The 23507-nt window shown below is 46.5% G+C and carries 20 protein-coding genes; 15 read left to right on the top strand and 5 right to left on the bottom strand.

What is annotated here, in order from left to right; genetic code table 11:
• Positions 1–70 precede the first annotated feature (70 nt).
• The 10 genes from pyrE to VNN20_16935 all read left to right on the top strand — a co-directional run bounded on the left by pyrE (position 71) and on the right by VNN20_16935 (position 12538).
• A complete protein-coding gene (pyrE, locus tag VNN20_16980; GenBank protein HWP93883.1) occupies positions 71–622 on the top strand; it encodes an orotate phosphoribosyltransferase in 552 nt (183 codons plus the stop codon).
• A 32-nt stretch (positions 623–654) separates the two neighbouring features.
• Positions 655–1668: a DNA polymerase III subunit delta' gene (gene holB / locus VNN20_16975; protein HWP93882.1), complete on the top strand. Its 1014-nt coding sequence runs from the start codon at positions 655–657 to the stop codon at positions 1666–1668.
• Between the two features lie 69 nt (positions 1669–1737).
• Entirely contained in the window at positions 1738–3273 is a 1536-nt protein-coding gene (gene metG, locus VNN20_16970) for a methionine--tRNA ligase (protein HWP93881.1), read from the top strand.
• A gap of 165 nt (positions 3274–3438) precedes the next feature.
• Entirely contained in the window at positions 3439–4146 is a 708-nt protein-coding gene (locus VNN20_16965; protein ID HWP93880.1) for a prepilin-type N-terminal cleavage/methylation domain-containing protein, read from the top strand.
• Between the two features lie 18 nt (positions 4147–4164).
• Entirely contained in the window at positions 4165–5370 is a 1206-nt protein-coding gene (locus VNN20_16960) for a prepilin-type N-terminal cleavage/methylation domain-containing protein (GenBank protein ID HWP93879.1), read from the top strand.
• 159 nt (positions 5371–5529) lie between these two features.
• Positions 5530–6105, top strand: coding sequence for a hypothetical protein (locus VNN20_16955; protein ID HWP93878.1), 576 nt, complete (start codon positions 5530–5532; stop codon positions 6103–6105).
• Positions 6095–10645 (top strand): hypothetical protein, encoded by a 4551-nt coding sequence (locus VNN20_16950; GenBank protein ID HWP93877.1) that lies wholly within the window; start codon positions 6095–6097, stop codon positions 10643–10645. The genes VNN20_16955 and VNN20_16950 overlap by 11 nt, the downstream gene beginning before the upstream one ends.
• A 14-nt stretch (positions 10646–10659) precedes the next feature.
• Positions 10660–11292: a hypothetical protein gene (locus VNN20_16945; GenBank protein HWP93876.1), complete on the top strand. Its 633-nt coding sequence runs from the start codon at positions 10660–10662 to the stop codon at positions 11290–11292.
• A gap of 46 nt (positions 11293–11338) precedes the next feature.
• Entirely contained in the window at positions 11339–11596 is a 258-nt protein-coding gene (locus VNN20_16940) for a hypothetical protein (GenBank protein HWP93875.1), read from the top strand.
• A gap of 408 nt (positions 11597–12004) precedes the next feature.
• Positions 12005–12538, top strand: a complete 534-nt coding sequence (locus VNN20_16935; GenBank protein ID HWP93874.1) for a prepilin-type N-terminal cleavage/methylation domain-containing protein — start codon at positions 12005–12007, stop codon at positions 12536–12538.
• A gap of 34 nt (positions 12539–12572) precedes the next feature.
• On the opposite strand, the gene VNN20_16930 is transcribed toward VNN20_16935, so the two are convergent.
• Entirely contained in the window at positions 12573–13640 is a 1068-nt protein-coding gene (locus VNN20_16930; protein HWP93873.1) for an agmatine deiminase family protein, read from the bottom strand.
• A gap of 5 nt (positions 13641–13645) precedes the next feature.
• Entirely contained in the window at positions 13646–14563 is a 918-nt protein-coding gene (locus VNN20_16925; GenBank protein ID HWP93872.1) for a carbon-nitrogen hydrolase, read from the bottom strand.
• Between the two features lie 281 nt (positions 14564–14844).
• On the opposite strand from VNN20_16925, the gene VNN20_16920 reads away from it, so the two are divergent.
• From VNN20_16920 to nuoL, 5 genes are all read left to right on the top strand, one after another.
• Positions 14845–16047, top strand: coding sequence for a sigma-70 family RNA polymerase sigma factor (locus VNN20_16920; protein ID HWP93871.1), 1203 nt, complete (start codon positions 14845–14847; stop codon positions 16045–16047).
• A gap of 135 nt (positions 16048–16182) precedes the next feature.
• A complete protein-coding gene (gene nth / locus VNN20_16915) occupies positions 16183–16839 on the top strand; it encodes an endonuclease III (protein ID HWP93870.1) in 657 nt (218 codons plus the stop codon).
• 189 nt (positions 16840–17028) lie between these two features.
• Entirely contained in the window at positions 17029–17535 is a 507-nt protein-coding gene (locus tag VNN20_16910; GenBank protein ID HWP93869.1) for an NADH-quinone oxidoreductase subunit J, read from the top strand.
• A 1-nt stretch (position 17536) separates the two neighbouring features.
• Entirely contained in the window at positions 17537–17842 is a 306-nt protein-coding gene (nuoK, locus tag VNN20_16905; GenBank protein ID HWP93868.1) for an NADH-quinone oxidoreductase subunit NuoK, read from the top strand.
• A gap of 97 nt (positions 17843–17939) precedes the next feature.
• The gene (nuoL, locus tag VNN20_16900; GenBank protein HWP93867.1) at positions 17940–19916 is read left to right on the top strand and encodes an NADH-quinone oxidoreductase subunit L; all 1977 of its coding nucleotides are present in this window, start codon (positions 17940–17942) and stop codon (positions 19914–19916) included.
• 47 nt (positions 19917–19963) lie between these two features.
• Here the strand turns inward: nuoL and VNN20_16895 are convergent, their stop codons facing one another.
• From VNN20_16895 to VNN20_16885, 3 genes are all read right to left on the bottom strand, one after another.
• Positions 19964–20752, bottom strand: a complete 789-nt coding sequence (locus tag VNN20_16895; GenBank protein HWP93866.1) for a right-handed parallel beta-helix repeat-containing protein — start codon at positions 20750–20752, stop codon at positions 19964–19966.
• Between the two features lie 462 nt (positions 20753–21214).
• Positions 21215–22636 carry a type I glutamate--ammonia ligase gene (gene glnA, locus VNN20_16890; protein ID HWP93865.1) on the bottom strand — a complete coding sequence of 474 codons (1422 nt, stop codon included), beginning with the start codon at positions 22634–22636 and terminating at the stop codon, positions 21215–21217.
• A 96-nt stretch (positions 22637–22732) separates the two neighbouring features.
• Complete coding sequence (locus tag VNN20_16885) at positions 22733–23071, bottom strand: P-II family nitrogen regulator (GenBank protein ID HWP93864.1); 339 nt, start codon at positions 23069–23071, stop codon at positions 22733–22735.
• Positions 23072–23507: the final 436 nt, after the last annotated feature.

Below are 23507 nucleotides of genomic sequence, written 5' to 3'. Positions count from 1 at the left end.
TTTGGAGCACATAGGGTCTCAGGTAATCCGGGCCCGTGGGAACAGGAGGGGTAGTTCTTCAGGGAGTCACATGCCAGAAACGGATGCAAATCGGGAAAGGCTCAAAGTAATTCTCAAGGAAAATTCTATTCTCCGGGGCAAGTTCAGGCTCTCCTCTGGCAAAGAAAGCGATTACTACATCGATGCACGGCTTACCACCCTTCATCCGGAAGGTGTTTATTTGGTGGGGAAAATTTTCCTCGAAGTCATTCGCAGGGATTCCCAAATTCAAGCTGTAGGCGGACCAACGGTGGGAGCAGACCCTATAGTTGGTTCTATCATTTCCCAAAGCTACCAGGACGGCTATCCCGTTCGGGGATTTCTGGTCAGAAAAGAGGAGAAACAACACGGGACCGGGAAATTAATCGAGGGTAATCTAAAACCCGGGGATAAAACGGCAATCGTCGAGGACGTTTCAACCACCGGGGGTTCTATACTTAAGGCAATTGAAGCGGTGAGAAGTTTCGGCGCCGGTGTAAAAAAAGTCTTGGTTATAGTGGATAGGGATGAAGGAGCAAGGAAGGTATTTGAAGATATGGGATATGAATTCTTTTCGATATTTCGGATTGAGGAACTACTTTAGGTGTTGAATAAACGAATGTTTATGTAGGTCACATGTTTTTCAAGAATATCCTGGGCCACGAATTTCAGAAAAGATCGCTACTCCGTGCAGTCCGCCATAGCCGGATTGCTCATTCCTACCTCTTTTTTGGGCCGGAAGGGGTTGGCAAAAAGCTAGTGGCGATTGAATTCGCAAAGGTTTTAAATTGTATTAAGACATTAGAGGAAGAATTGGAGTCAGCAGGGGAACCTTGCGGTTGCAATTCATGCAAAAAAATTGATAAAGGAATGCACCCGGATGTATTTCTCGTAGAGTACAAGGGAGTCAAAGATATAAAGGTTGACCAGATACGCGAGGAAGTCGAAGAGAGGCTTTTTCTTAAACCGTTTGAAGGGAGGTTTAAGGTTGCCATCGTAGACGAAGCCGAGAGGATGAACCCGAATGCCCAGAACGCCTTTCTTAAAACCCTGGAAGAGCCGCCATCCGATTCAATCATCATCCTCATCGCCTCCCAGCCCGAGTTACTCCTTCCGACTATACGTTCTAGGTGTCAGTTGCTTGAATTTACTGGTATCCCTGATGAAATAATGGTTGACGAGATAAAAAAAAGGACAGACTTATCTACCGAAGAAGCCTGGGTTTCAGCAAAGCTCTCGTCGGGAAGTCTCGGTAGAGCGCTTGGCTTTGATAAAGAAGCACTTGCAGAGAGGAAAGAGATGCTGGTCAGACTCTCGAATATAAACCCGCTCTGTGCCTCCCATGTCCTCGGATTTTTAGAGTCAATACAAAAGGACTCGTCTTGGGAAGATATGGAAAAGGTTTCGTTTTTACTCGAGGTTATTTCACTCTGGCTTCGCGATTTAGCTTTAGTAAAATTGGGGTTTGAACGGGACTCTTTGACAAACCGAGATTTGAGTTCATTGGCTTCTAACCTTGCCGGCAGGTGGAGCGTGGATAATATATTGGATAAAATGAAGTTTCTTCAGGATGCTCGTTACGCTATATTTCGAGGTAATGCAAATAAACAGATAGCGCTCGAAAATCTGGTTATGAAGATCGCGGAGTAGGTATCCGGTGGCTCGTATTTCGTGTATCGGATCACGAAACACTATCCACGAATAAGGAGATAAGCCTTTATGTCTAAAACCTTCTACGTTACAACCCCAATTTATTACGTAAACGACGTTCCACATATCGGCCATGCCTACACTACCGTTGCTGCCGACGTGATAGCCCGGTTTAGAAGGCTCGTCGGCGACCGGGTTTTTTTCCTTACCGGCACGGATGAACACGGGCAGAAGATAGAAAGAGTGGCCTTAGCATCCGGCGAGAAACCGATTGAGCTTGCCGACAGGGTGGTGCAGAGATTCAAAGGTTTATGGGAGAAGCTGAATATACAGAACGATGACTTCATCAGGACTACTGAGGAAAGACATAAGAAAGCTGTGCTTGAACTGTTCCGTAGGGTAAACAGTCGTGGTGATATATATCTGGGGGAATACGAGGACTGGTACTGCGTATTCGACGAAACATTCTGGACGGAAACTCAGCTCGGTGGTTCAAGGACATGCCCCGACTGTGGCCGTCCGGTGGAGAGGCTGAAGGAGGAAAGTTATTTCTTTAGATTATCCAAATACGAAAAGCCTCTTTTGGAATTCTATGAGAACAATCCTGATTTTGTCCAGCCGTCTTTCAGAAAAAACGAGGTCGTCAGCTTCGTGAGAGGAGGGCTTCGCGACCTCAGCATAAGCCGTACATCCTTCTCCTGGGGGATCCCCATTCCCGATAAGCCAAAGCATGTAATCTATGTGTGGTTTGATGCGCTTACGAACTACATAACTGCGGCTGGGTTCCCCGAAGATGGGGGAAGGTTCGAAGAAATTTGGCCAGCGGATGTACATCTTGTGGGAAAGGACATACTCCGCTTTCACGCAGTTTACTGGCCCGCCTTTCTTATGTCTGCGGGATTGACTCCGCCGCGAAAGGTGTTTGCCCATGGCTGGTGGACTGTGGAGGGGGAAAAGATGTCTAAATCAAAAGGAAACGTCGTGGACCCCTATGCGGTTGTGGACGAATTTGGTGCTGATGCCCTCAGATATTTCCTTTTAAGAGAAGTTCCATTCGGTCTTGATGGGGATTTTTCGAGGGGTGCACTGGTCGGCAGGATAAATGGCGACCTGGCCAACGGGCTAGGTAATTTGGTCAGCCGCTCCCTAGGCTTGATAGAGAAATACTTCCAGGGCAAAATTCCTGCTCCCTCTTCCTTAGAACCTATCGATGCAAGGATTCAGAAAAAAGCCCTTGCCACCTCGGAGCAGGTGGACGAAGCTATGAATGAGGTGGCTTTCCATAAAGCTCTTGGCGCCATATGGGATTTTATAGCCTTTGTGAACAAATATGTAGACGAGTCCGCACCTTGGGCTCTTGGAAAATCCGGGAATAAAGAAAGGCTCGGGTCTGTTCTCTGGACACTGGTTGAATCGATCAGAGTAATCGCTATTTTGATATCCCCTTTCATGCCCAAGTCTGCTGAAACGATCTGGAATAAGATTGGATTCCCTGAGCCGATCGAATCTCAGAGTTTTACAAAGGCTAAAGAATGGGGTGTAGTTAAGTCGGGATGGCTCATAGAAAAAGGAGCCAGCCTATTTCCCAGGTTCGATGATAAATGACCCATCTGCGCAAATAATTGCACACTTCATGAAACTATTTGCGCCATTATTTAGAGCAATCCAGATATAACCAAAAAATCTTCTGTATTGGCCGATGGTTAGACTTCTTAACTTGTTGGCACAGGCATTGCAAAAAATAACAAAAAATCCATGCGAGGTAGGATAATGTCAAGGATCAAGAACCAAAATGGATTTACCCTTCTGGAGATTCTGGTCGCAGTTTTCATAATGGCACTAGGGTTTTTGGCTGCGGCCCAGATGCAATTCCTCTCGCTAAGGCAAAAGCAACTGGCGGAACAGGGAACCGTTGCTACCAACGTCATACAGTTTGTGAGTGATACGGATATGGCGGAGGCGAAGCGACTATATTTGTATAATGCTAACGCATATGTACAAGCTCAGGCCGGAAAAATTCCTAATACCGATTACTGCAGCGGCTCGACCAACTCTGCCTGCGGTGAATGTCCATGCGACCCATTAGAAGCTATAACACCAAATCCTGCCAATGGAATCACAGAAACCACATGTGCGGCCGTCGATATAAATAACTTTAATCCCAACAACCTGAATTTCAGGACAACGGTAACACAGTGTAAAGCGGATGGTGCGGTAATTTCCGGGACTGGCAGCACGCCACTCTATGCCGTGAAGCAAGTTACAACCACACAAGATGTACTGAACGGGGTCACAACATTTGTGGTAGCTGTCACCTATGCGGTGAAGACCCCGGCGCAATTTGATGAGACCGGCATAACCAGTGTCAGTTTGAGTGATTCTCTTGTGAGCCAGACATACGAAATCACTGCAAACAGGGCAGATTTTTCTAATTTTATTCCCGGCTGGAACGCGGTTAATGTTCCGCATGTACCTTAGACACCAGGGAGGGTTTCTATGAACGATAAAGGCTTTACTATGATTGAGCTTATGATATCGGTAGCTATTTTTGCTTTGGTCATAGGCGGGTTAACTTTGGCACTTACGCAGCAGCAGAAACAGAATAATGTGACTCAGGAAGCGGTGGATTTAGACCAGACGGCAAGAGCTACTTTAGACTATTTATCGACTGAGATTAGAAATGCAGTCTCAAGACAAGGAAAAACCTTTTCATTGTCATTCGTAAATGGTGGAAGCACGGTGGCCAATCCGTGTGCGGATAATACTGCGGACGGAGGGACTGAAGATTCTCCGCCGGATTGTCTCACCATATACACGTGGGATATTACAAAAGGACAGGATGGCGAAAATCTGCCATCAATTGCGGCTAATGTTCAAACCGTATCTCCAACTCCGCCCTTAGTTTTGCAGCTTCCTTTGGAATGGTTCAACGGGAATATTCTAATCGGGGAGACACAAGAGAATGTCAATGTGAACCTTGGATTCAGGTCACGAATCAATCTCTGCAATCCAACCAATCCAGGTGTATGTGGAACTAACCCCGAGCTTTGTACTGAATGTGCCGCTATATTGAGGGCCACAGTCAACGGAGCTACGAAGCAGGCAACAATAGCGGATAGCCCAAATTCCATAATAGCACAGAATTTTCGAAATACCCCTTATACCAGCCTTGATGATTTCATAAATAACGCTTTCATACCAGGAATATCTACTCAGGTCTCTGAAATGACCATAGTCCAATCAAAGGCTTTGAGGGTTGACCCGGCCAATAGAGAACTGGAAATGTCTCTGAATGGGGGTCCATTTCAACCTATAGCCGGAGGTGTTGATGCTCCGGGAATAGTGGATATCCAATATGTTTTCAATCTTCAAGACCCGGACGGCGGGATTACCAAAGTGGGAGTTCCTCTCGATGCGGCTAACAGGATGTATCCCGATTTTGAGTCTGACCCGAGTCTGGTTGGTAGAGAGAAAGATATAAGAAGCGTCGAGATATATCTAATTACCAGGTCTAAAGTAATACCTCAATTAATAAGGGGGGGAACGCTACCGGTTCAGACAATACCCCAGGTTGGGGATGTCCTTGAAAGGACTACCGACCACGCTTCTTTCGGAGAAAACTCAACAGGGGTTGGATTTATGTACAGGACATTTTCCACCACTGTTTATGTAAGAAATATGGCAAGGGAGGAATTTGGTTGATTTATTAGCCGCGAATTGACACGAATAACACGAATGAGAAGAAAATCACAAAAAAGAATGAATACAGAATTATTAAGGAATTTTATTATCGTAAATTCGAGCTCATTCCTGGCTAAATTGAATTCGCATGATTTTAGACATACTAGGAGGAATTAAAAGATGAAAAAGCTAAAAAAGGAAGACGGTATAGCATTACTCTTATCCTTGATAATGCTCCTGGTGCTGACTACTTTGGCAATAACTGTTTCATTTACATCAAACATAGATTTTCAGACCATGTCTAGTTACAAGAGAGGGCAAGAGGCTTTCCTAGCCGCTGAAAGGTGTGTCGAGGAGGGAAGGATGAGGTTTGAAATAGTGGGGATCGAGACGCTTTATTTTCTTCTTCAAAGCGCTGTTCCTACTAATGAGCTTGTGGTAGAGGTTGATGACTTTCCAAACGGGGCGCGATGCAGGACAGGCTCAAGATACTTTAATAGGGTTAATCCTGATGATCCTCCCCCGTTCATAGAAATTCCACCTCCTACTAAAACGCTTGGAAGGCCGATTAAGCACGTGAGTCTTCCCTCGGGGGGGCTGGGCGGCGCGGCTCTTGTTCCTACAACCTTTTTGGTGACTGGGAAGGACTCCGATGATGAAGATATAACTGATCTAAAAACAGATATAAATACAGGGTCGGAGATAGCGGTGGGGTTTGAGACGTTTATACCTGGAGGTGCAAGCAATGTTTACTAAGTTGAATATATTTCGAAGTGGAACTTACAGGTTTAAGGTTGTTCTAACTCTGCTAGTCTTGACATTTGTGACCGGTGCTCATGGAGACCCCATTATACAAAACGAGGTTGAAGACCTCAAGATCATAAGCTCTCAATTTGTGGGAGGCCAGCCAAATGTTCTCACCATTTTAGACCTCTCCGGTTCGATGGGGAGGAATCATGGCGGAACACAGGTAGGGAACTGGGATAACTCCGATGCGTTTTTCAGGTGCGAAGATACCGGAACCGGTACCGCCACTGAAAGGACACTTGCCTCGCACTGTGCTGAAAATATGGCCGGAACCACAGTCTGCGGCACGGAGAATTGCGGACAGGATGGCAGATGCGATGACCAAAATGAGTTTGACGGTCTTGTGGCTTGCGTTCAAACTAATGCGCCTAGCCTGGTTATGTCAACGATTTTTTCTAACATTTGTGGAGGTCCGAGTGCATCCGATTGCAATACCAATACTGAGCGCATCAACGCCTCCGCTGCTCTAGAAGCAGCCGGAGGTCTCACTCAGTGCATGGCTGCATCAAATTGTAGAGTGGGAAGTGATAATAACCCGGCTTGCGACACCAGCAATGATTACAGCAGGTTCAAAAGCTGCATGCAGAACCTGCAAAACATTACTGCAAATAAACAAGCAGCATGTACTGGTGAAACAGCAGATTGCCGGGGTACTCCACGGTTTGGTAGCTCACGCCTGGATATAGCGCTTGATGTCTTTTTTAGCTTCCTAGACTCAGATAATTCTCTTGCCAGCAAAATGTGTGATGATGAGGGCGGTTTATTCAGCGGTTCCTCAACCAATGATATCAGTTGCCAGGATTATATGGAAACTCCTTTCAGGGACGTTAGCGTAAAAGTAAGGGGAACCGGGTCGGGTTTCAGGCTACCGATAGCCAATGGGTCGGATGTTCCTCTGATTGACGAATTAACAGACCAGGATGCGGATGTACTAGGTATAAGGTTCCGTCCCATGGCCTATTCAGGACCTGGGTGGGCTGGTTGTACGGCAGGTAATACATTTCAATTACCCCAAGGTGGATTTGCCGGCGCCAGCAAGGCCGACCTCGAGAATGTATGGAAGTTTTATAGGGCACAGACCGCTAATGGTGGTACTCCTTTAGCCTATGTTCTTGGTTTGGATGATAATGACCGTAGTAACAGCACTATTCCCAATGACGCCCTTGGTGCATATAGGGTAGAGCTGCAAACAGACCCCTCTATTGCCTGCAGACCAGAGTTTGTGATTGTGATCACCGACGGTGAGGATACATGTTCAGGGCAATGTAGCGTAACGAGCAGTTCCTGCAACGGTGGTACAACTACTAATGCAAACAGAAGAAGCTCGATTCAGGCAGTGAGCAATCTTAGAACCTACTACGCAAGAAATCCGGTACAGAATCGAGGTCAGCAGTTCAAGAAGGAAGTTCTCACGTTTGTGATTGGGCTTGGGGTTAATGAACCCGAAGCGAGAAGGACACTGAACGCTATGGCTCTCGCCGGAGGAACGCATACTACCGGAATAATAAAACACATTGACCCTACTGGGGACGAAGTTGGAACAGTAGATTTAGACACGGTGCTTCCTAGCGACAGTGTATTTCAAGTTTTCAAAGACCTGGGGTCAACTAAAAACTTAGATACAAATCCGGCTTCTGCTCGTCTGCAAAATTGTTTGAGCCCAAATGAAACCGGTGTTTGTAGTTTTCAGGCAACAAATATTTTTGATAATGCCTTCTTTGATAGTGGAGAGCCGTTTACATCCGCTGGAGCAACACTAGATGGATTTGCTTTTTTTGCAAATAACGCTGAGGAGCTGTCCGCTGCCCTAGAAACCATACTCAATCAAATAAAGACCTTCACCACCGCCGGCGTTTCACCTGCCGCCCCGCAATCGTCAACAAGCGTTGCCCTAAGAGACCGAATATTCCTTTCCATTCTCACTCCTCTCACCGCAGAGCGTCTTTGGCAGGGAAGACTAGGGCTTTATGGTTTCATAGATGACCCGGATAATCCCGGCGCCAAAATAGTGGTGGATGTCAACCAGCAGGATATATTTGACTCGGAAGACGGCACTTTAAATGAAAATGCAAAGAATTTTCACTGGGAAGCTGGTAAAAAGTTGGCAGAAAGAGACCTGGCCAGTGACCCTCGTAATTTGCTGACAGTCAATCCGGCTACACAAGCTCAGGATTCTACGGGCGCAGCAATAAGGTTCACCGCCGGCCAGACCGCTTTTGACGATTCGCTTACGCCCGATTTCTTCGGCATAAGCGATGCGGACGTTGTCGCCCCTATACCAGATTTCTGTACACAAGACCCACCTGATGGCATAGACAACTGCACATCAGATTGTACCGTAATTACCAACGCGGCTTGCAGAACTTGTGTTAAAGAGTGTATAAAGGATAAAATCGTAGACTTTATGAGTGGAAACACTGAGATTCTGCCCCGAGGAGATCCACTTGGTTCTATGGGTACAAATTGCCCAGATCCGGGTAACCAATCGACAGGTAGCTTTGCCACTTGTTCGCTTCGTCTCGGAGATATATTTCATTCATCGCCTCTTGTCGTTGGTTCGCCTTCACCGCTATTTTTCGATATAGGTTTTCAGAACTTCGCTATAAATTTCAGGGACAGAACGGCAGTAGTGTACGTTGGCGCCAACGACGGGTTCTTGCATGCGTTTAATGCCGGCGGTAAATTGGTGCTGGCTACTCCGAGCGACCCGGAGACGAATCCCTTTACTGACCAGGAGGTCACCGTCCCATTCTTCAATCAGGGGGATGGGAGAGAGCTTTTCGGGTTTGCTCCGCCATCATTTCTCTTCGACTCCCTTTCCTCACAAGATCCCGAGGCCCCTTCCGGATTCACTCCGGACTACAGATTCGGGGATTTTAAAACATTTGTCACCAACGAGATTCAAGTGGAGAGGTCGTTCTTTGATGGCTCCCCACTGGTTGCGGATGTGTTTATTGACGGTAAAGACAACGGAATTCAGGCTGACCCTGATCTTTGTAGTGGGCCGGTTGACACCCCGGACGGTGATATAGACCTTTGCGGGAGGGAGTGGAACTCAATTCTGCTTTCCGGTTATAGAAACGGCGGCGGGGCTTATGTGGCTTTAGATGTCACCAACGCAAAATGCGATTCTAGTACCAATGGAGAGGACGAGTGTAACGTAAGCAGGAAACACCTTAATAACGGCGCCGATTATCCGACCCATCTATGGACGCTTTTTGACAAGAATTTTGGGAACGTCTGGTCTGACCCCACCATTGGCCGGGTGAGGATGCAAACGGTGAAAGACGGGAATCAAATTTTGGTGGACAGATGGGTGATGTTTGTCGGAGGGGGCTTGCATCCTACGGACATTAATCCTACAGACGGGGTAAGCAACGACCTGGGTAATGCATTCTATGTAATTGATATAGCCACTGGAAAAATAATCTTTAAATATGCTAGAAACTCGACCTCCGCTCCAAATGCTACTCTTACCGATTCCAGGATGAGATGCGACATGCCCTCCAAGGTGGGTGCGTTCGACCTGAATGCGGATGGATATATAGACCTGGTTTATACAGGGGATACCTGTGGCAGGTTATGGAGGTTCGATGTTTCCATGCCGATTGTGGATAATGGCAACGATGTCACCGAAACCGGTATCGGAGGGTCGGCAACTATTATCGCCCCTGACTGGACCGGGGATATCGCCTTTTGCGCAAACACTTCGTCTGAGTGTAATAAGGCTAATAACGTACCTACTAACAACGTACAGCCGATTTTCTTCGCCCCGACCACTGTATTAGACGATCTAGGCCGGAGGCACGTAATATTCCTAACTGGAAACAGGAGAGACCCAAGTAATGTTAACGAGTTCGGAAAACTGTATAATTTTATCGATACTTTTATCCCAGCTTTTCTTACCGGAGGAACTGCGGTAACGGCGGCAATGAAAACAGAAGGTAATTTTACTTCCGGGCAATTTATAAACCTTGTTCCTCAATCCGGAGTGAGCGATCAGTTTACCACTTCCGGCGGGACCACGATAAATAACCAGGGTGAGTTTATAGTTCGTTTCCCCGATAATGTAACTACTCCGAATGGCGAGAAAGGATTCGGGTCACCGGCAGTGATAAATAGGGTACTGGTTTTTACGACCTTTGCCCCGGCTAGCGGGCAACAGTCAGAAGACCCGTGCTCTGAAAGCACAGGGGTAGGGAGGATTTTTGCCTTGGATTACTTATCTGGAGAACCGGCAATGGCTCGAATACCCGGCGCTGAAAACATTATTCAGGGAAGTTCCAGCCAGCAACAAGCGGCTGCAGGATTGACAGTGGCACAGGGTATGCCTACGCCGGCACAGCTTACCTTCGGGGCACGCGGTTCCGTGGTGTTGACTGTTGCCTTTAGCGGAAGTTCAACGGTAGGTGGAGCACAATTCTTGGTCATGGAACTCCCGCCATTCCCGGCCAGGACGCAAACCCTTTTCTGGGAAGAGATTCTGTAAAGGGGGAAAACCGGATGGGATTCATGAAAAGAGAAGAAGGCTTCAACATAGTTGAAATTCTGATGGTAGCTGGGGTTATGATGGCCATAATTGTGATAGCTGGTTCGATGTCAGGCCGGTTTGCCGCCCGGCGTTCGGTAGATAATATGACCAGAAACCTTTCCTCTACACTTCAACTGGCCAAGCTTAACGCTGTGAGACAAGGCGTGGAATATAGAGCAGTCTTGGCAAGCTGCACACAATTGGATAATGCCGACCCCGATTGCCCGGTTTGTGATGCTTATGATGACTATGCCCCCGGTGATGATACCATAACCATTACTATTGAGCGGGGGGACAGCAATCGGGGATCAACCAACTGGTGCGTCGTATCTACCCAGACCAGGAGGGTTCAACAGGGAATGGCCTTAGATTTGACGAACATTCCAGAAACTGCTCCACGTCGCTTCAACTTCAATCCTAACGGCACACTTGTTGACCAGACAGGGGCAATTTTGGCTCAGCAAATAGATATTGGAGTGGAGCCAGCCGCCGGCGCTAAGGTAAGAAGATGTGGCAGAGTCACGGTCACTCCGCTGGGCAGGATAGGAATAGTGGAAGGTAACTGGGATCAAGGCGCCTCAGAATGTAAGCCTATCACAAAATAGAATGTTCAAGTTTTTAGTTTGTTTGTGCTAATTCAAGGAGGAAGAAATGATTAAAAGTATTGCTTGTTCAATCCTGGTTCTGGTTTTTGTTTTTTCGTTTAGTAATTTAGCCTCAGCTAGTTTGAATGCCGAGAGTGAGCCTAGTTTAATAACGGTAAAGGATAAACCGGAACTCTATTGTGGGTTGGCTTTGCCCGTTGACGGTGGGGAAGGTGGAGAAGGTGATGAGACTGGGAACACTGAGGAGGAACCTAAAGACGGTTCCGAATCCGAACCGGACTCCGGGTCCCAAACCGGCAAATAATCAGCCGGGTCGATAATCTAAATCTTATTAACCCTCATGCTAAAGTAATGCTTAAACCCGCTTTCTAAGCTTGGGGACTATTTACCTCGACTCTATTTAGTCTTCAAGACTTGAATGAATTTTGGCATTCTCTCCTAAATTTTTACTGGTTGCTTACCAATTAATTATTGCCTATTAAGGATGAATCCTTTCCTACTTTAACCAATGCTTTAGCTCTAAAAATAATGCTTCCTAAGTTTGCTCTGGAATGTAGAAGCAAAGTAGCAAGGGGTCTCTAAGCCCAAAATAGTCGTAAAATGCGATATTTAGTTTCACTAAGTTGTCTTAATAATCATGGTCAGAGCATTGGGTTTAAAAAGTAAAAAGAACTTCAATGCTTAAACAACGGTTTTAAGGCAACGTGTTTAAGTGAATTTAATCAGGAACAGGGAAGAAGGGCTCACCCTCGTTGAAATCTTGGCTGTAGTAGCGGTTATGGGTGTTGTGATTGCCATAGCCGGAAGCATATCCGGAGAGTTTGCGGAGCGACGGTCGGTTGATAGGGTGACGACGGCCATTTCTTCGACGCTTTATATATCAAAGCTTAGGGCTATGCGACAAGGGTTGGAATATCAAACTATTTTAACCTATGATCCTGTAGGAAGAACTCTAGCTATAGTTACTCAAAGAGGAGATAGCAACAAGAAATCAAATAATTATGTCGAACTGACCTCTCAGACGATAAAAGTCAGGCAGGGCATTACTGTAACCCCTTTGAACAAAACCTACAACTTTAACCCAAACGGTACCCTGGGAGGCTCTAGTGGAACCGTAACCATAAGACCTGAGGATGGTGCAAGAATTAATAGGTGCGGCAGAATAACTGTAAGTCCGTTCGGAAGAATCAGGGTTATTCAGGGAAACTGGAATAAGGGGAATTCAGTGTGCCAACCCATAAACTAGCGAGATTCGAAGTTCTTTTTTTACTCCTATCGGATCACGGTAGCTTAGGTTGTTCGCGGGTTAAACAGTGGAGTGTTCCTAATCCCCATACCAAATCAACTGCGTGAATTCCCAACACCGGGCGGTCGGAAAAAAGCTCTCCAAGTATACCGAGAGCAATGCGGTCCTTCCGGTCGTTAAAGGTTGGAACAAGCACGGCGGAGTTTGAGATGTAGAAGTTGGCGTAGCTTGCCGGAAGTCTCTGTCCGTCGAGGTAAAGCGGTCCGGGCATGGGCAGGTAAACTACGTTAATTTTGTGGCCACCTTGGAGACGCATTCCTTCCAGTCGTTCGCGGTTTTCCTCAAGCGGTTTATAATTCGCATCTTTGGGGTTTTCCTCCCGGCAGAGTACTACCGTGTCTGGCTGGACAAAGCGACATATATCATCTATGTGGCCGTGGGTGTCATCCCCGGAAATCCCCTTTCCCAGCCATAACACATTGTTTACACCTAGATAATCACAAAGAACCTTTTCCGTCTCTTCCCGATTTAGGCCGGGATTTCGGGTCTGAGTAGTCGGGTCAAGAAGGCATTCTTCAGTAGTCATGACCGTTCCTCGGCCGTTAACGTCTATGCTCCCTCCTTCCAGTACAACATCCTGTTTTTTGAACCTTACTGGGAAAACACGATACCCGAGCTTTTTGGCGATAAGCTCCGGTATAGCGTCATCATTCTTCCAGTCTTCATAGCGAGCCCAAGCGTTAAACCGGAAACGAGCAATAGCCAGTTCTGGACGCTCCGCTGAACGGAGCAGGAAAATCGGGCCATAATCTCTAGTCCAGCTTCGGTTTGTCTGGAACCTAAAGAATTCAACACTTGAAAGGTTGACCCCGACACGGCCGAGGATGCGTCTGGCTAATAACTCATGCTCCTTTGAATTAACCAGGATTCGAACAACCTCACCAGGTGCAATTTTCCTCACGATTTCACCATAAGCCCAGTGAATTGTGGCCAGTTTTCCTGGCCAGTCCGTCCGGTTGTGCGGCCAGGCTATCCATGTGGCTTCGTGAGTTTCCCACTCGGCGGGCATATGGAACCCGAGCTCTTTTGGGGTTTTTTGCATATAACTTAACTTTTTTTATTTTGCGGTTTATCGTCGCCGATGTAACGAAGATGGATGTCTGAATATGCGTCTATACGACGGTCGCGTAGGAACGGCCAGTTGCGTCTTACATCTTCGACGTGCTCCAAGTCCACCTCGGCTAAGAGTATTTCCTCTTTATCGATACTGGCTTCCACTAGAATAACCCCCGACGGGTCGCAGATAAATGAAGAACCCCAGAACTCGATTCCTGCTCCTCCATCCGATGGTATCTCATGACCGACTCTGTTGACGGCGGCCACGTAGACCCCGTTCGAAATTGCATGTGCTCGCTGGACCGTGCGCCAGGCGTCGAGCTGGGCTGGCCCAAATTCTTCTTTCTCTTTAGGGTGCCAACCAATTGCCGTCGGATAAAAAATTATGGATGCTCCCTGAAGCGATACTATTCTTGCCGCTTCCGGATACCATTGATCCCAGCAGACCAGTGTGCTAATTCTTCCGGCGCTTGTATCGAAGGTCTTGAACCCCAGGTCGCCGGGTGTAAAATAGAATTTTTCGTAATAGGCCGGGTCGTCCGGGATATGCATCTTTCGATATAGTCCCAGTATATTGCCATCGGAGTTTATCACAACGGCGCTGTTATGATATAGGCCGGGAGCGCGATGCTCGAAGACCGGAGCTATTATTACTACTTCCAACTTCTTTGCTATTTTTACTAGGGCCTTGGTAGTGGGGCCGGGCAAGGGCTCTGCCAGGTCGAAAAAAGAGGTATCCTCCTGCTGACAGAAGTATTGCGACCGGAAGAGTTCCGGCAGGCAAATTACCTTAGCTCTAGCTGTCGCTGCTTCCTCGATTCGGGCTATTGCTCTTTTGAGGTTTTCTCTCGGGTTAGGGCCACAAGCCATTTGTATAAGTGCAACATTAAATTTTTTCTGAATTTTCATGACAGTATTAAATCTACACGAATTTTAAAATAGATTTAATAAGATCGCGACAAGATTAAGGAATTATTGGAAGACAATCGAAAATTAATCGAATAAGGTATAGAGAGGTAATTTTTAAATTTTCACCTATATATATTGACAGCTCGGACAATCGAATAACCTGAAAAAAACCTGAAACCAAGATACTTCCCGGGAGTTTAAATAAGATGGAACGGAGAAAATGCCCTTTTCCGGAATCCATCGGAAACGAAATTACATCATAAATTCAGGGAGAAAGCATAATGTTTAAATATAAAGAGTTTGATGAATTTTTAAGCACGGATGATACCTACCCGGTCAATTCTCTAGATGAGTCTTATTCCGTTCAGGAGGCCCAGGAATATGATGAGTTAGATTTCGACCTCCAGGTCGAGCCTTCTCCGGAGGAGGTTAAGGTAAGAGAGGGAGAGGAAGAAATTCCCAATCATGATTTGAGGCTAATAAATGCCTACTTCAGAGAGGTTAGCACAGAGCCTCTTCTAACGCCGAGGGAGGAGATTGAGGTTGCAGCAAAGATTAAGAAATGCGAAATACGAGCTAAAGAGATGCAAAAGGTGGTGGAGAGAATCTTGAGTGGAAGATTCCGGCGCATTAGCAGGAAAAACCCTACGGAGCTGATGGATATAGTGGGGAAGGGCAAAATCGACGGAAAGGTAAATAAGGAGCGGGTCAAGAGATTACTCAATCTCCTCGAAGCCTATTCCGGAAAAGCGGCTCAGTTTAGAAATAGGTTCATCAAGGCGAACTTGAGACTCGTGGCCAGCATGGCAAAGAAGTATCTGGGACGAGGAGTCCCTTTTTTGGATTTGATTCAAGAAGGCAATCTCGGGCTAATTAAGGCGGTAGAAAGGTTCGACCATACCAAAGGATATAAGTTCTCTACCTACGCCTGCTGGTGGATAAACCAGGCCATGACTAGGGCCATCCACAATCAGACCAGGACTATAAGGGTCCCGTCTTACCTGCTCGAAAAGACCGGGAAGGTGCATTACGCTCGCTTATTTCTCCGGGAAAAGACCGGAAGGACACCCCGTGCCGAGGATATTGCCAAGGAGGTAAATATGCCGGTCGAGAGCGTAAACCGTATATTGGAGAGTGGAGAGAAGGTTATTAGCCTTGACTCTTCCGCCCGGAGTGGTGAGAAGATGACATACATGGACTTTATTCCGGATACAAACTTTCTTCCGCCCGACTCGGTTATAGCGGCGTCTTCCTTGCCCAAGAATCTTGATGAGGCTCTCCTGATACTCACCCCTAAAGAGAGGGAGGTTATAAAGATGCGGTTTGGAATAGGGTATGAGAACACCTATACCCTGGACGATGTTGGCAAGAGGTTCGGACTGACTAGGGAGAGAATCAGACAAATAGAGAGGCGGGCTCTTGAAAGACTGAAAAAATCGAGGCTGGCGCCAGCTCTGAAAAGCCTATTGGAGCTATACCAGTAGGATTAAGTAGGTTGCTTGGGGTTTGATTCATCCATCCTAAGGCTTATCCCCGATAGAAATTAACCATGGGCCGATGAGCGCACCCGAATTCACTAACTTTAATGGTATTATTTAACACCATTAAGGTTAAGGGAATTGAAAAAGAGCGATATTCATAGAATTATCCGAATACTAAGAAAGGAGGCTCATAAATGGGATGTGCCGATTGTCACCCTTACTGCCCAGTCCTCGCATGATCCATTCAAGGTTTTAATATCAACTATTTTAAGCCTCCGTACCCAGGATTCCACTACGGCAAAGGCATCAAACAGGTTATTTAGGCTTGCTGAGAACCCTGAAGACATGCTGAAACTGAGCGTGAAAGAGATTGAGCAGGCCATTTACCCTGTCGGCTTCCACAAGAGGAAAGCAAAGACCATTCTTTTAATCTGCCGTGAACTGATAGAAAAATACGGGTCAAAGGTGCCCGATGATATAGATGAGCTTCTTGAGCTAAAAGGGGTGGGACGAAAGACAGCGAATCTGGTTGTTACTATGGGGTACGGAAAGCCAGGAATATGCGTTGATACCCACGTTCACCGAATATCAAATAGATGGGGATACATAAGAACAAAAAACCCTTTTGAGACCGAAATGGCTCTAAGAGATAAGCTTCCCCAAGAATATTGGGTGGAGTATAACAGCCTTCTGGTAGCGTTTGGGCAACATTTGTGCAGACCTATTTCTCCGAAGTGTAGCCAGTGCGTTATAGAGTCATATTGTAATAAAATCGGGGTTGAGAAAAGTAGATAAGGTGATTGCGTGCAGTCTATTGGGAGTTCTTTTTTATCAATCGACCTATTATAGAGCATAGACGCCTTAATGACCTTTTCTACATTGACCCTTTTTGCGCTACTCATGAAGTTGACTACCTTCCCTTTCCAAATATAATCTAATAGGTCAATTTTTTTAGCTGAAACGCAGGATGGAGGTTAAAACACTTTGCAATCACTTCTCTTCTACATTTTTGCCGCTGCCGCTTTGGCCGGGGCTATCGTGGTTGTTAGTAACAAGAATCCGGTAGCCGGGGCACTTGCTCTCGTCCTCACTCTTTTTTCGACCGCTGTTCTTTTTATTCTTCTTTTAGCCCATTTTGTGGCGGCAATACAGGTCCTTGTTTACGCTGGCGCAATTATGGTTTTATTTTTGTTTACGGTTATGTTTCTCAACCTGCGAGAAGAGTCGCTCAGGTTTGATGACCAGAATATCCCGCTTAAGCTAGTCATATTGTTTGTAGTTCTTATAATTTTCGGTTTTCTTGCCGGTATTGGTTTTAAGAAAGGTCTTTCCATGGTCGAAGCCGTTGCTATTGAGGAAAACTTCGGCACCGTGCAAGGGGTCGGGGAGATACTTTTTAAGGATTACTTACTTCCTTTTGAGCTCACATCGGTCTTGATTGTCGTCGCTATTATAGGCGTTGTGGTAATAGCCAAAAGGGGGAGCGATTGAATTGAGCGTCACGATAGAACATTACCTAGTGCTGAGTGCACTTCTATTTGTTACCGGGGCTTACGGCGTAATAATAAGGAAAAATCTTATCGTTGTCCTCATGTCGCTCGAGCTTATGCTCAATTCGGCAAACCTGGCTTTCGTGGCATTTTCGAGAGCCTTAGGGGATATGACCGGGCACGTATTCATGATTATGGCGCTCACACTGGCCGCGGCTGAGGTAGCAATAGGACTGGCTCTGGTTGTTACGATTTATTCCCATCGCGAGACCCTTAATATAGATGTTATAAAAATGCTCAAGGGATAATTCAAGATTCATGATACAGGATGCAAAAGGTTAAGATAAATCATGTATCGTGCATCATCTGACTCGTGCTCATTAGAGGTTAAAAAGGGATAAACAGATGCTTGCCTGGATAATATTTGCTCCTCTGGTAGGGACCCTGATAAACGGTCTAGTTTTTGCCACAGGCCTTTGGAAGAAAGTCCTCGGTGGGGATGAGCATACGGAGAAAAGAATCGTCAGTGTTGTCGGATGTGGTGTGATTTTGGTTTCGGCAATAATATCATCAATCCTGTTTTTTAAACTCCGTTCGCTCGACCCATCGGAGAGACAATTAATTCAAGAGTTGTTTGTTTGGATACCCTCTGGTGAGTTCCAAGTATCGTTCGAGTTACTGTTTGACTCGCTTTCCTGTGTCATGGCTCTCGTGGTCACTTGGGTTAGTTTTCTCATACATGTCTACTCAATTGGCTATATGCACGAGGACCATTCCTATTCCAGGTATTTCACCTATCTCAACCTCTTTGTTTTTTTCATGCTTATTTTGGTCCTCGGAAACAGCTTTCCTCTTATGTTCGTCGGTTGGGAAGGGGTCGGTCTCGCCTCTTACCTTCTTATCGGCTTTTGGTATGAGGACCCGGAAAAGGCCTATGCCGGGAGAAAGGCATTCATAGTGAACCGGGTAGGCGACTTCGGCTTTATACTGGGCATATTCCTGATATTCTTCGTGTTTGGCTCTACGGGTTACGCGGAAGTCTTTGAGAAAGCTATGGATTCGAATTTCATGAGCGCGGTTCCGGGAGTAGTTGTAACGGTCATAGCACTACTTCTTTTTGTGGGAGCAGTAGGAAAGTCCGCACAGTTTCCGCTTTACGTCTGGCTTCCCGATGCTATGGCCGGTCCCACTCCGGTAAGCGCCCTGATCCATGCTGCTACCATGGTCACAGCGGGAGTATACATGGTAGCGAGGTGTAATGCTTTTTACTCCCAGTCTCCCACGGCTCAAACGGTTGTTGTTGGAGTGGCTGCTTTTACCGCCTTTTTTGCGGCGACCATTGCGCTAACTCAAAATGATATCAAGAAGGTACTGGCCTATTCAACCGTGAGCCAGCTTGGATACATGTTCATGGGGGTAGGCTCTGGGGCCTATGCCGCCGGTATGTTTCATCTGGTGACCCATGCTTTTTTTAAGGCGCTTTTATTTCTGGGCTCGGGGAGCGTTATCCATGCTTTGAGCGGAGAGCAAGATATAAGGAAGATGGGAGGATTAAGAAAATTTCTTCCTATAACGTCCATAACCTTTCTTGCGGGGACTCTAGCCATCTCTGGTATTCCGCTTCTTTCCGGTTTCTTCAGCAAAGACGAAATCCTCGCCGCTCTTTACGAGAGGGGATACTTGATTTCTTGGCTCGTTGGACTAATCACTGCCGTGCTTACTGCGTTATACATGATGAGGCTTTATTTCCTGACCTTTGAGGGAGAAACCAGGACATCTGCGGAATTAAAACACCATATACATGAATCTCCCGGTACTATGACTATCCCTCTTATAATTCTCACTGTACTTTCCGTTATCGGCGGGTATATAGGCGTCCCGGAGTTTATGGCAAAAGTTGTAGGGATCCACGGCTCTGATATTTTTGGAAAGTTTTTATCATCTTCAATTTTTGTAGAAGAAGCGGCACAGTTTGAACACTATGTCTTTGGGCATTGGACTCTCGTGGTGTTTTCTATAGTAGCTGCCTTTTTAGGGGTGGGTACAGCGTTTTATATGTACAAGATCAAGCCTTCCTTACCTCGGTCACTCGTAGAAAATCGGACTGTAGCCCCTTTATATCGAGGTTCCTCCGGCAAATGGTTTGTAGATGAATTCTATGACTGGAGTTTTGTAAGACCTTTCATAAATTTATCGCTTATGGCCGCGCTCTTTGATAATAAAATAATTGACGGCGCAGTTAACGGGGTTGCACGTTTGGTGAGGCAGGGAGCAATTTTCTTGCGTACGGCGCAGACTGGTATTTTAAGATTCTATGCGGCGCTCATGGCTATCGGTGCTACGGCGATTCTGATTTATATTGTCCTATCGGCAAGATTTTAGTTTCAATACGATTGTGTTTATAGTAAGTCACGGGCAATTGTCCCTATTTATGGACAGATTGTATCAGCACCGCACACATTGAAGCCAATTTCATTGCTGCTACCATCTACCTGGTTGCCATTACTGTTGTTAAAGGTGAATACGTTGTTAGCATAGCCGCCATTATTGGGCTGATTTAGGCCAAAGCCGGCATTATCGATTGCCGTGTTTCCTAGCACCAGGCCTTCAGCGGCGGATATGCCGTCCTGGCCGTTATCTAATACCGTGTTTCCGGTTATTACACCCCCGGCGGAGATACCATTACCGCCGTTCAATGTCGCCGTATTTTCTTTTACGATTCCATAACCGCCGACGATGCCATCATCGCCGTTGCTAATGACATGTACGTCTTCAATACGGTATGCCTTTCCACCAACAATTCCGTCATCCCCCATTCCCCGCACAGTTCCATTCACAACAGTGATGTTTGTCCTACCATTTGCATTCACTCCATCACCAGTGCCTATAGGGCTACAGTTCACAGGGTTACCCGATGAGCACACTGTAGGCCCCTTGATCAGAAAACCACCAAGGTCCAAGGTTACATCATCAGTTGTAATCTCAACTGCAGAGGTGTTTTCATTAGGTACGGTTAGGTTGCTGGTTAGACGGTAGCTCCCGGGCCGGCTAATGGTCACCGGAAAACCGGGGGCGTCGCCGGGAGTGACGTTACCATTATTAGCCTTTGACTGGTTGATCTTAACCACTACTCCCATAGCCCTAATTGGGCTAATTAATGCCGCTATAAATACTAATAAAGCAACACAATAAACTGTCTTTCCCATGTTACACGTCATCTCTATACCCTCCTTCTCTGACCTGACCTCTTGTTGTGGAATCAGGAATCGGGCTCATTCATTTCACAACAGGGGCGTAAATGCAATTGTAGCAAGGAGTGGTATAGATTGTCTAGTCTTAAAAGAGGGTAAGACTTTTTACTTAGTAAGTTTATATCTTCAGCCGAAAGTTTGATTTAAGAACGTGAAGAACTATACCGGTTCTCTCAACCAGCGGTGCATTCAAGAAGGACCCGTCCTTTGCGGCCGGATTAGTCTCTTAATCTTTCCTGCCATAAATCACTTTGTCGCGGAGTCTATCTTGAGGAGTCGAAGGGCAGTCCAGAATACCATGCTAGACCGCTTACGGAGGTATAGCTATCTTACAGTTGTCGTAAAGATTTTCATTCGGTTTTATAAAAGAGTTGAGAGCTTATGTAGGGAATGCACTAAGCATTCCCTACATGATGTGGTTTCCTAGTTTTAGGCGTCAAAATAAAGCATGAACTCGTAAGGCACCGGGCGGAGTCTTACCGGATTGACATCGTGCTCTATCTTGTAGTTTATCCATGTCTCGATAACGTCCTCGGTGAATACATCTCCCTTGAGCAGGAATTCGTGGTCATTCTCCAGGGCTTTTAGTGCATCTTCCAAAGAACCGGGAACCGATGGAATTCCAGCCAGCTCTTCCGGCCCCAGGGCGTAAATGTCCTTATCCAGGGGCTCCCCTGGGTTCAACTTCTTTTCAATCCCGTCAAGCCCGGCCATCAGCATGGCGGCAAAGGCTAAATAACCATTACAGGATGGGTCTGGAAATCTACACTCTATTCTCTTTGCCTTGGGGCTCGGCGAATACATAGGGATCCTTATTGCCGCGCTTCTATTTCGTGCGGAATATGCAAGGTTGACCGGTGCTTCAAACCCGGGTACCAGTCTTCTATATGAGTTTGTAGTCGGGTTAGTAATTGCACATATGGCCGCTGCGTGCTTTAAAAGTCCGCCAATATAATGTAGGGCCATGTCGCTTAAACCGGCGTATCCGTTTCCGGCAAAGAGAGGTTCACCGTTCTTCCATAGTGATTGATGTGTGTGCATTCCGGAGCCGTTGTCTCCGAAGATCGGCTTGGGCATGAAAGTGACCGTCTTGCCGTACTTCTTGGCCACGTTTCTACATACGTATTTATACCACTTCATCCTGTCGCCCATATCCACGATCGGGGCAAATTTCATGTCAATTTCGGCCTGGCCGGCCGTTGATACTTCGTGATGATGCGCTTCGACCGTAATGCCCAGTTCCTCCAGCACCTTTACCATTTCCGACCTTATATCCTGTAGGGTGTCTGAAGGGGGCACGGGGAAGTATCCTTCTTTGTACCTGGGCTTGTATCCAAGGTTTGGCTTTTCGTCTCTGCCGGTGTTCCAGGCTCCCTCTACCGAATCCACGAAGTAGTAAGCGCAGCTGGAGGTTTGGTCGTATCTGACATCGTCTAGGATGAAGAATTCGAGCTCTGGCCCAAAATAAGCGGTATCGGCTATTTTGGTCCCTTTCATGTAAGCGGCGGCCTTTTTAGCGATGTTTCTGGGGTCTCGTGAGTATGGCTCACGGGTTATCGGGTCTACCACATCGCATATTACCGCCAAAGTCGGAGCAGCAGTAAACGGGTCTATTCGAGCCGTTCTTGGGTCTGGCACGACCAGCATGTCGCTAGCATGGATTGACTGCCATCCGCGTATACTCGACCCGTCAAAACCGAGTCCTTCCTCGAATGACTTCTCGTCCAACTGATGCGAAGGAACGCTGAAGTGCTGCCAGGTTCCTAGAAAGTCGAGAAATCGCAGGTCCACTATCCCAACGTCCTTTTCCTTGATCAATTTCAAAACATCGCCTACTTTCTGAGGAAACATTGAATTTGTTCCTCCTTTATTCTTGTTGCTTGGATTGCTCCTTTTTGTGGGCATTTTCCTTTGTCCTCCTGGTATAGTGTTATTTTAATTAAAATTTCATAACGCATCCTCGCCACGTTCTCCCGTTCTTATTCTTATTACTTCTTCCATACTTAGAATGAAAATTTTTCCATCTCCAATCTTACCGGTCCTGGCGCTGTCCATTATAGCGTCTACTACCTTTGTCACCATGTCGTCGGATACTACGATCTCCAGCTTGATCTTGGGTAAAAAGTCTATGACGTACTCTGCGCCCCTGTACAATTCGGTGTGGCCTTTCTGTCTTCCAAATCCTTTTACTTCAGTCACCGTCAGCCCTTGTACCCCTATTTCCTTCAATGATTCTTTGACGTCGTCGAGCTTAAAAGGCTTAATTATGGCTTCGATTTTTTTCATAAAATTACCCTCCTCGCCATCGTAAGTGCAAACAACATACCATATTCCAAATCCCTCTTTCAATACGAAAAAAAAGCCATTTTTTTGAAATAACCGGGACAGCAGGCTCGATTAATGCCTAATGCTTAAGCAACCAGGCTTAAAAAATGAACATTTAGGTTGTGTTATTGGTGCAGCAACTAATTCAGATGGAGCGGGATTGAGTAGGGTCTGTTATGATAGAACAAAACTTCAGAATGTTGGATTCGAATCGAAGACTAGGGGCGAACACCTGCTCGCCCCCTGAACGCTTTTTTACTTTCTGGCGCTGAATTTGAGGCCGGCCTTAACCCGGTCCCAGGTCTTGTCCGTTATTTCCTTCAATTCTCCCATCTTGATCTTCTGAGTAGCCGTCACCGGAAATCCCTCCGCATATACCTCTATGAACCGGGGCACC

Source organism: Thermodesulfobacteriota bacterium, from assembly GCA_035559815.1.
Taxonomy (GTDB): Bacteria; Desulfobacterota_D; UBA1144; order Nemesobacterales; family CSP1-2; genus DATMAT01.
This window is presented reverse-complemented; position numbering and strand designations above follow the sequence as displayed.

What these genes read in the sequence shown, in the direction of transcription:
- glnA (HWP93865.1), bottom strand. Translation starts at nt 22,636, where the DNA reads ATGTTTCCTCAGAAAGTAGGCGATGTTTTGAAATTGATCAAGGAAAAG.
- metG (HWP93881.1), top strand. Translation starts at nt 1,738, where the DNA reads ATGTCTAAAACCTTCTACGTTACAACCCCAATTTATTACGTAAACGAC.
- VNN20_16885 (HWP93864.1), bottom strand. Translation starts at nt 23,071, where the DNA reads ATGAAAAAAATCGAAGCCATAATTAAGCCTTTTAAGCTCGACGACGTC.
- VNN20_16945 (HWP93876.1), top strand. Translation starts at nt 10,660, where the DNA reads ATGGGATTCATGAAAAGAGAAGAAGGCTTCAACATAGTTGAAATTCTG.
- VNN20_16925 (HWP93872.1), bottom strand. Translation starts at nt 14,563, where the DNA reads ATGAAAATTCAGAAAAAATTTAATGTTGCACTTATACAAATGGCTTGT.
- VNN20_16960 (HWP93879.1), top strand. Translation starts at nt 4,165, where the DNA reads ATGAACGATAAAGGCTTTACTATGATTGAGCTTATGATATCGGTAGCT.
- VNN20_16895 (HWP93866.1), bottom strand. Translation starts at nt 20,752, where the DNA reads ATGACGTGTAACATGGGAAAGACAGTTTATTGTGTTGCTTTATTAGTA.
- VNN20_16955 (HWP93878.1), top strand. Translation starts at nt 5,530, where the DNA reads ATGAAAAAGCTAAAAAAGGAAGACGGTATAGCATTACTCTTATCCTTG.
- VNN20_16940 (HWP93875.1), top strand. Translation starts at nt 11,339, where the DNA reads ATGATTAAAAGTATTGCTTGTTCAATCCTGGTTCTGGTTTTTGTTTTT.
- VNN20_16930 (HWP93873.1), bottom strand. Translation starts at nt 13,640, where the DNA reads ATGCAAAAAACCCCAAAAGAGCTCGGGTTCCATATGCCCGCCGAGTGG.
- holB (HWP93882.1), top strand. Translation starts at nt 655, where the DNA reads ATGTTTTTCAAGAATATCCTGGGCCACGAATTTCAGAAAAGATCGCTA.
- VNN20_16950 (HWP93877.1), top strand. Translation starts at nt 6,095, where the DNA reads ATGTTTACTAAGTTGAATATATTTCGAAGTGGAACTTACAGGTTTAAG.
- pyrE (HWP93883.1), top strand. Translation starts at nt 71, where the DNA reads ATGCCAGAAACGGATGCAAATCGGGAAAGGCTCAAAGTAATTCTCAAG.
- VNN20_16920 (HWP93871.1), top strand. Translation starts at nt 14,845, where the DNA reads ATGTTTAAATATAAAGAGTTTGATGAATTTTTAAGCACGGATGATACC.
- VNN20_16965 (HWP93880.1), top strand. Translation starts at nt 3,439, where the DNA reads ATGTCAAGGATCAAGAACCAAAATGGATTTACCCTTCTGGAGATTCTG.
- nuoL (HWP93867.1), top strand. Translation starts at nt 17,940, where the DNA reads ATGCTTGCCTGGATAATATTTGCTCCTCTGGTAGGGACCCTGATAAAC.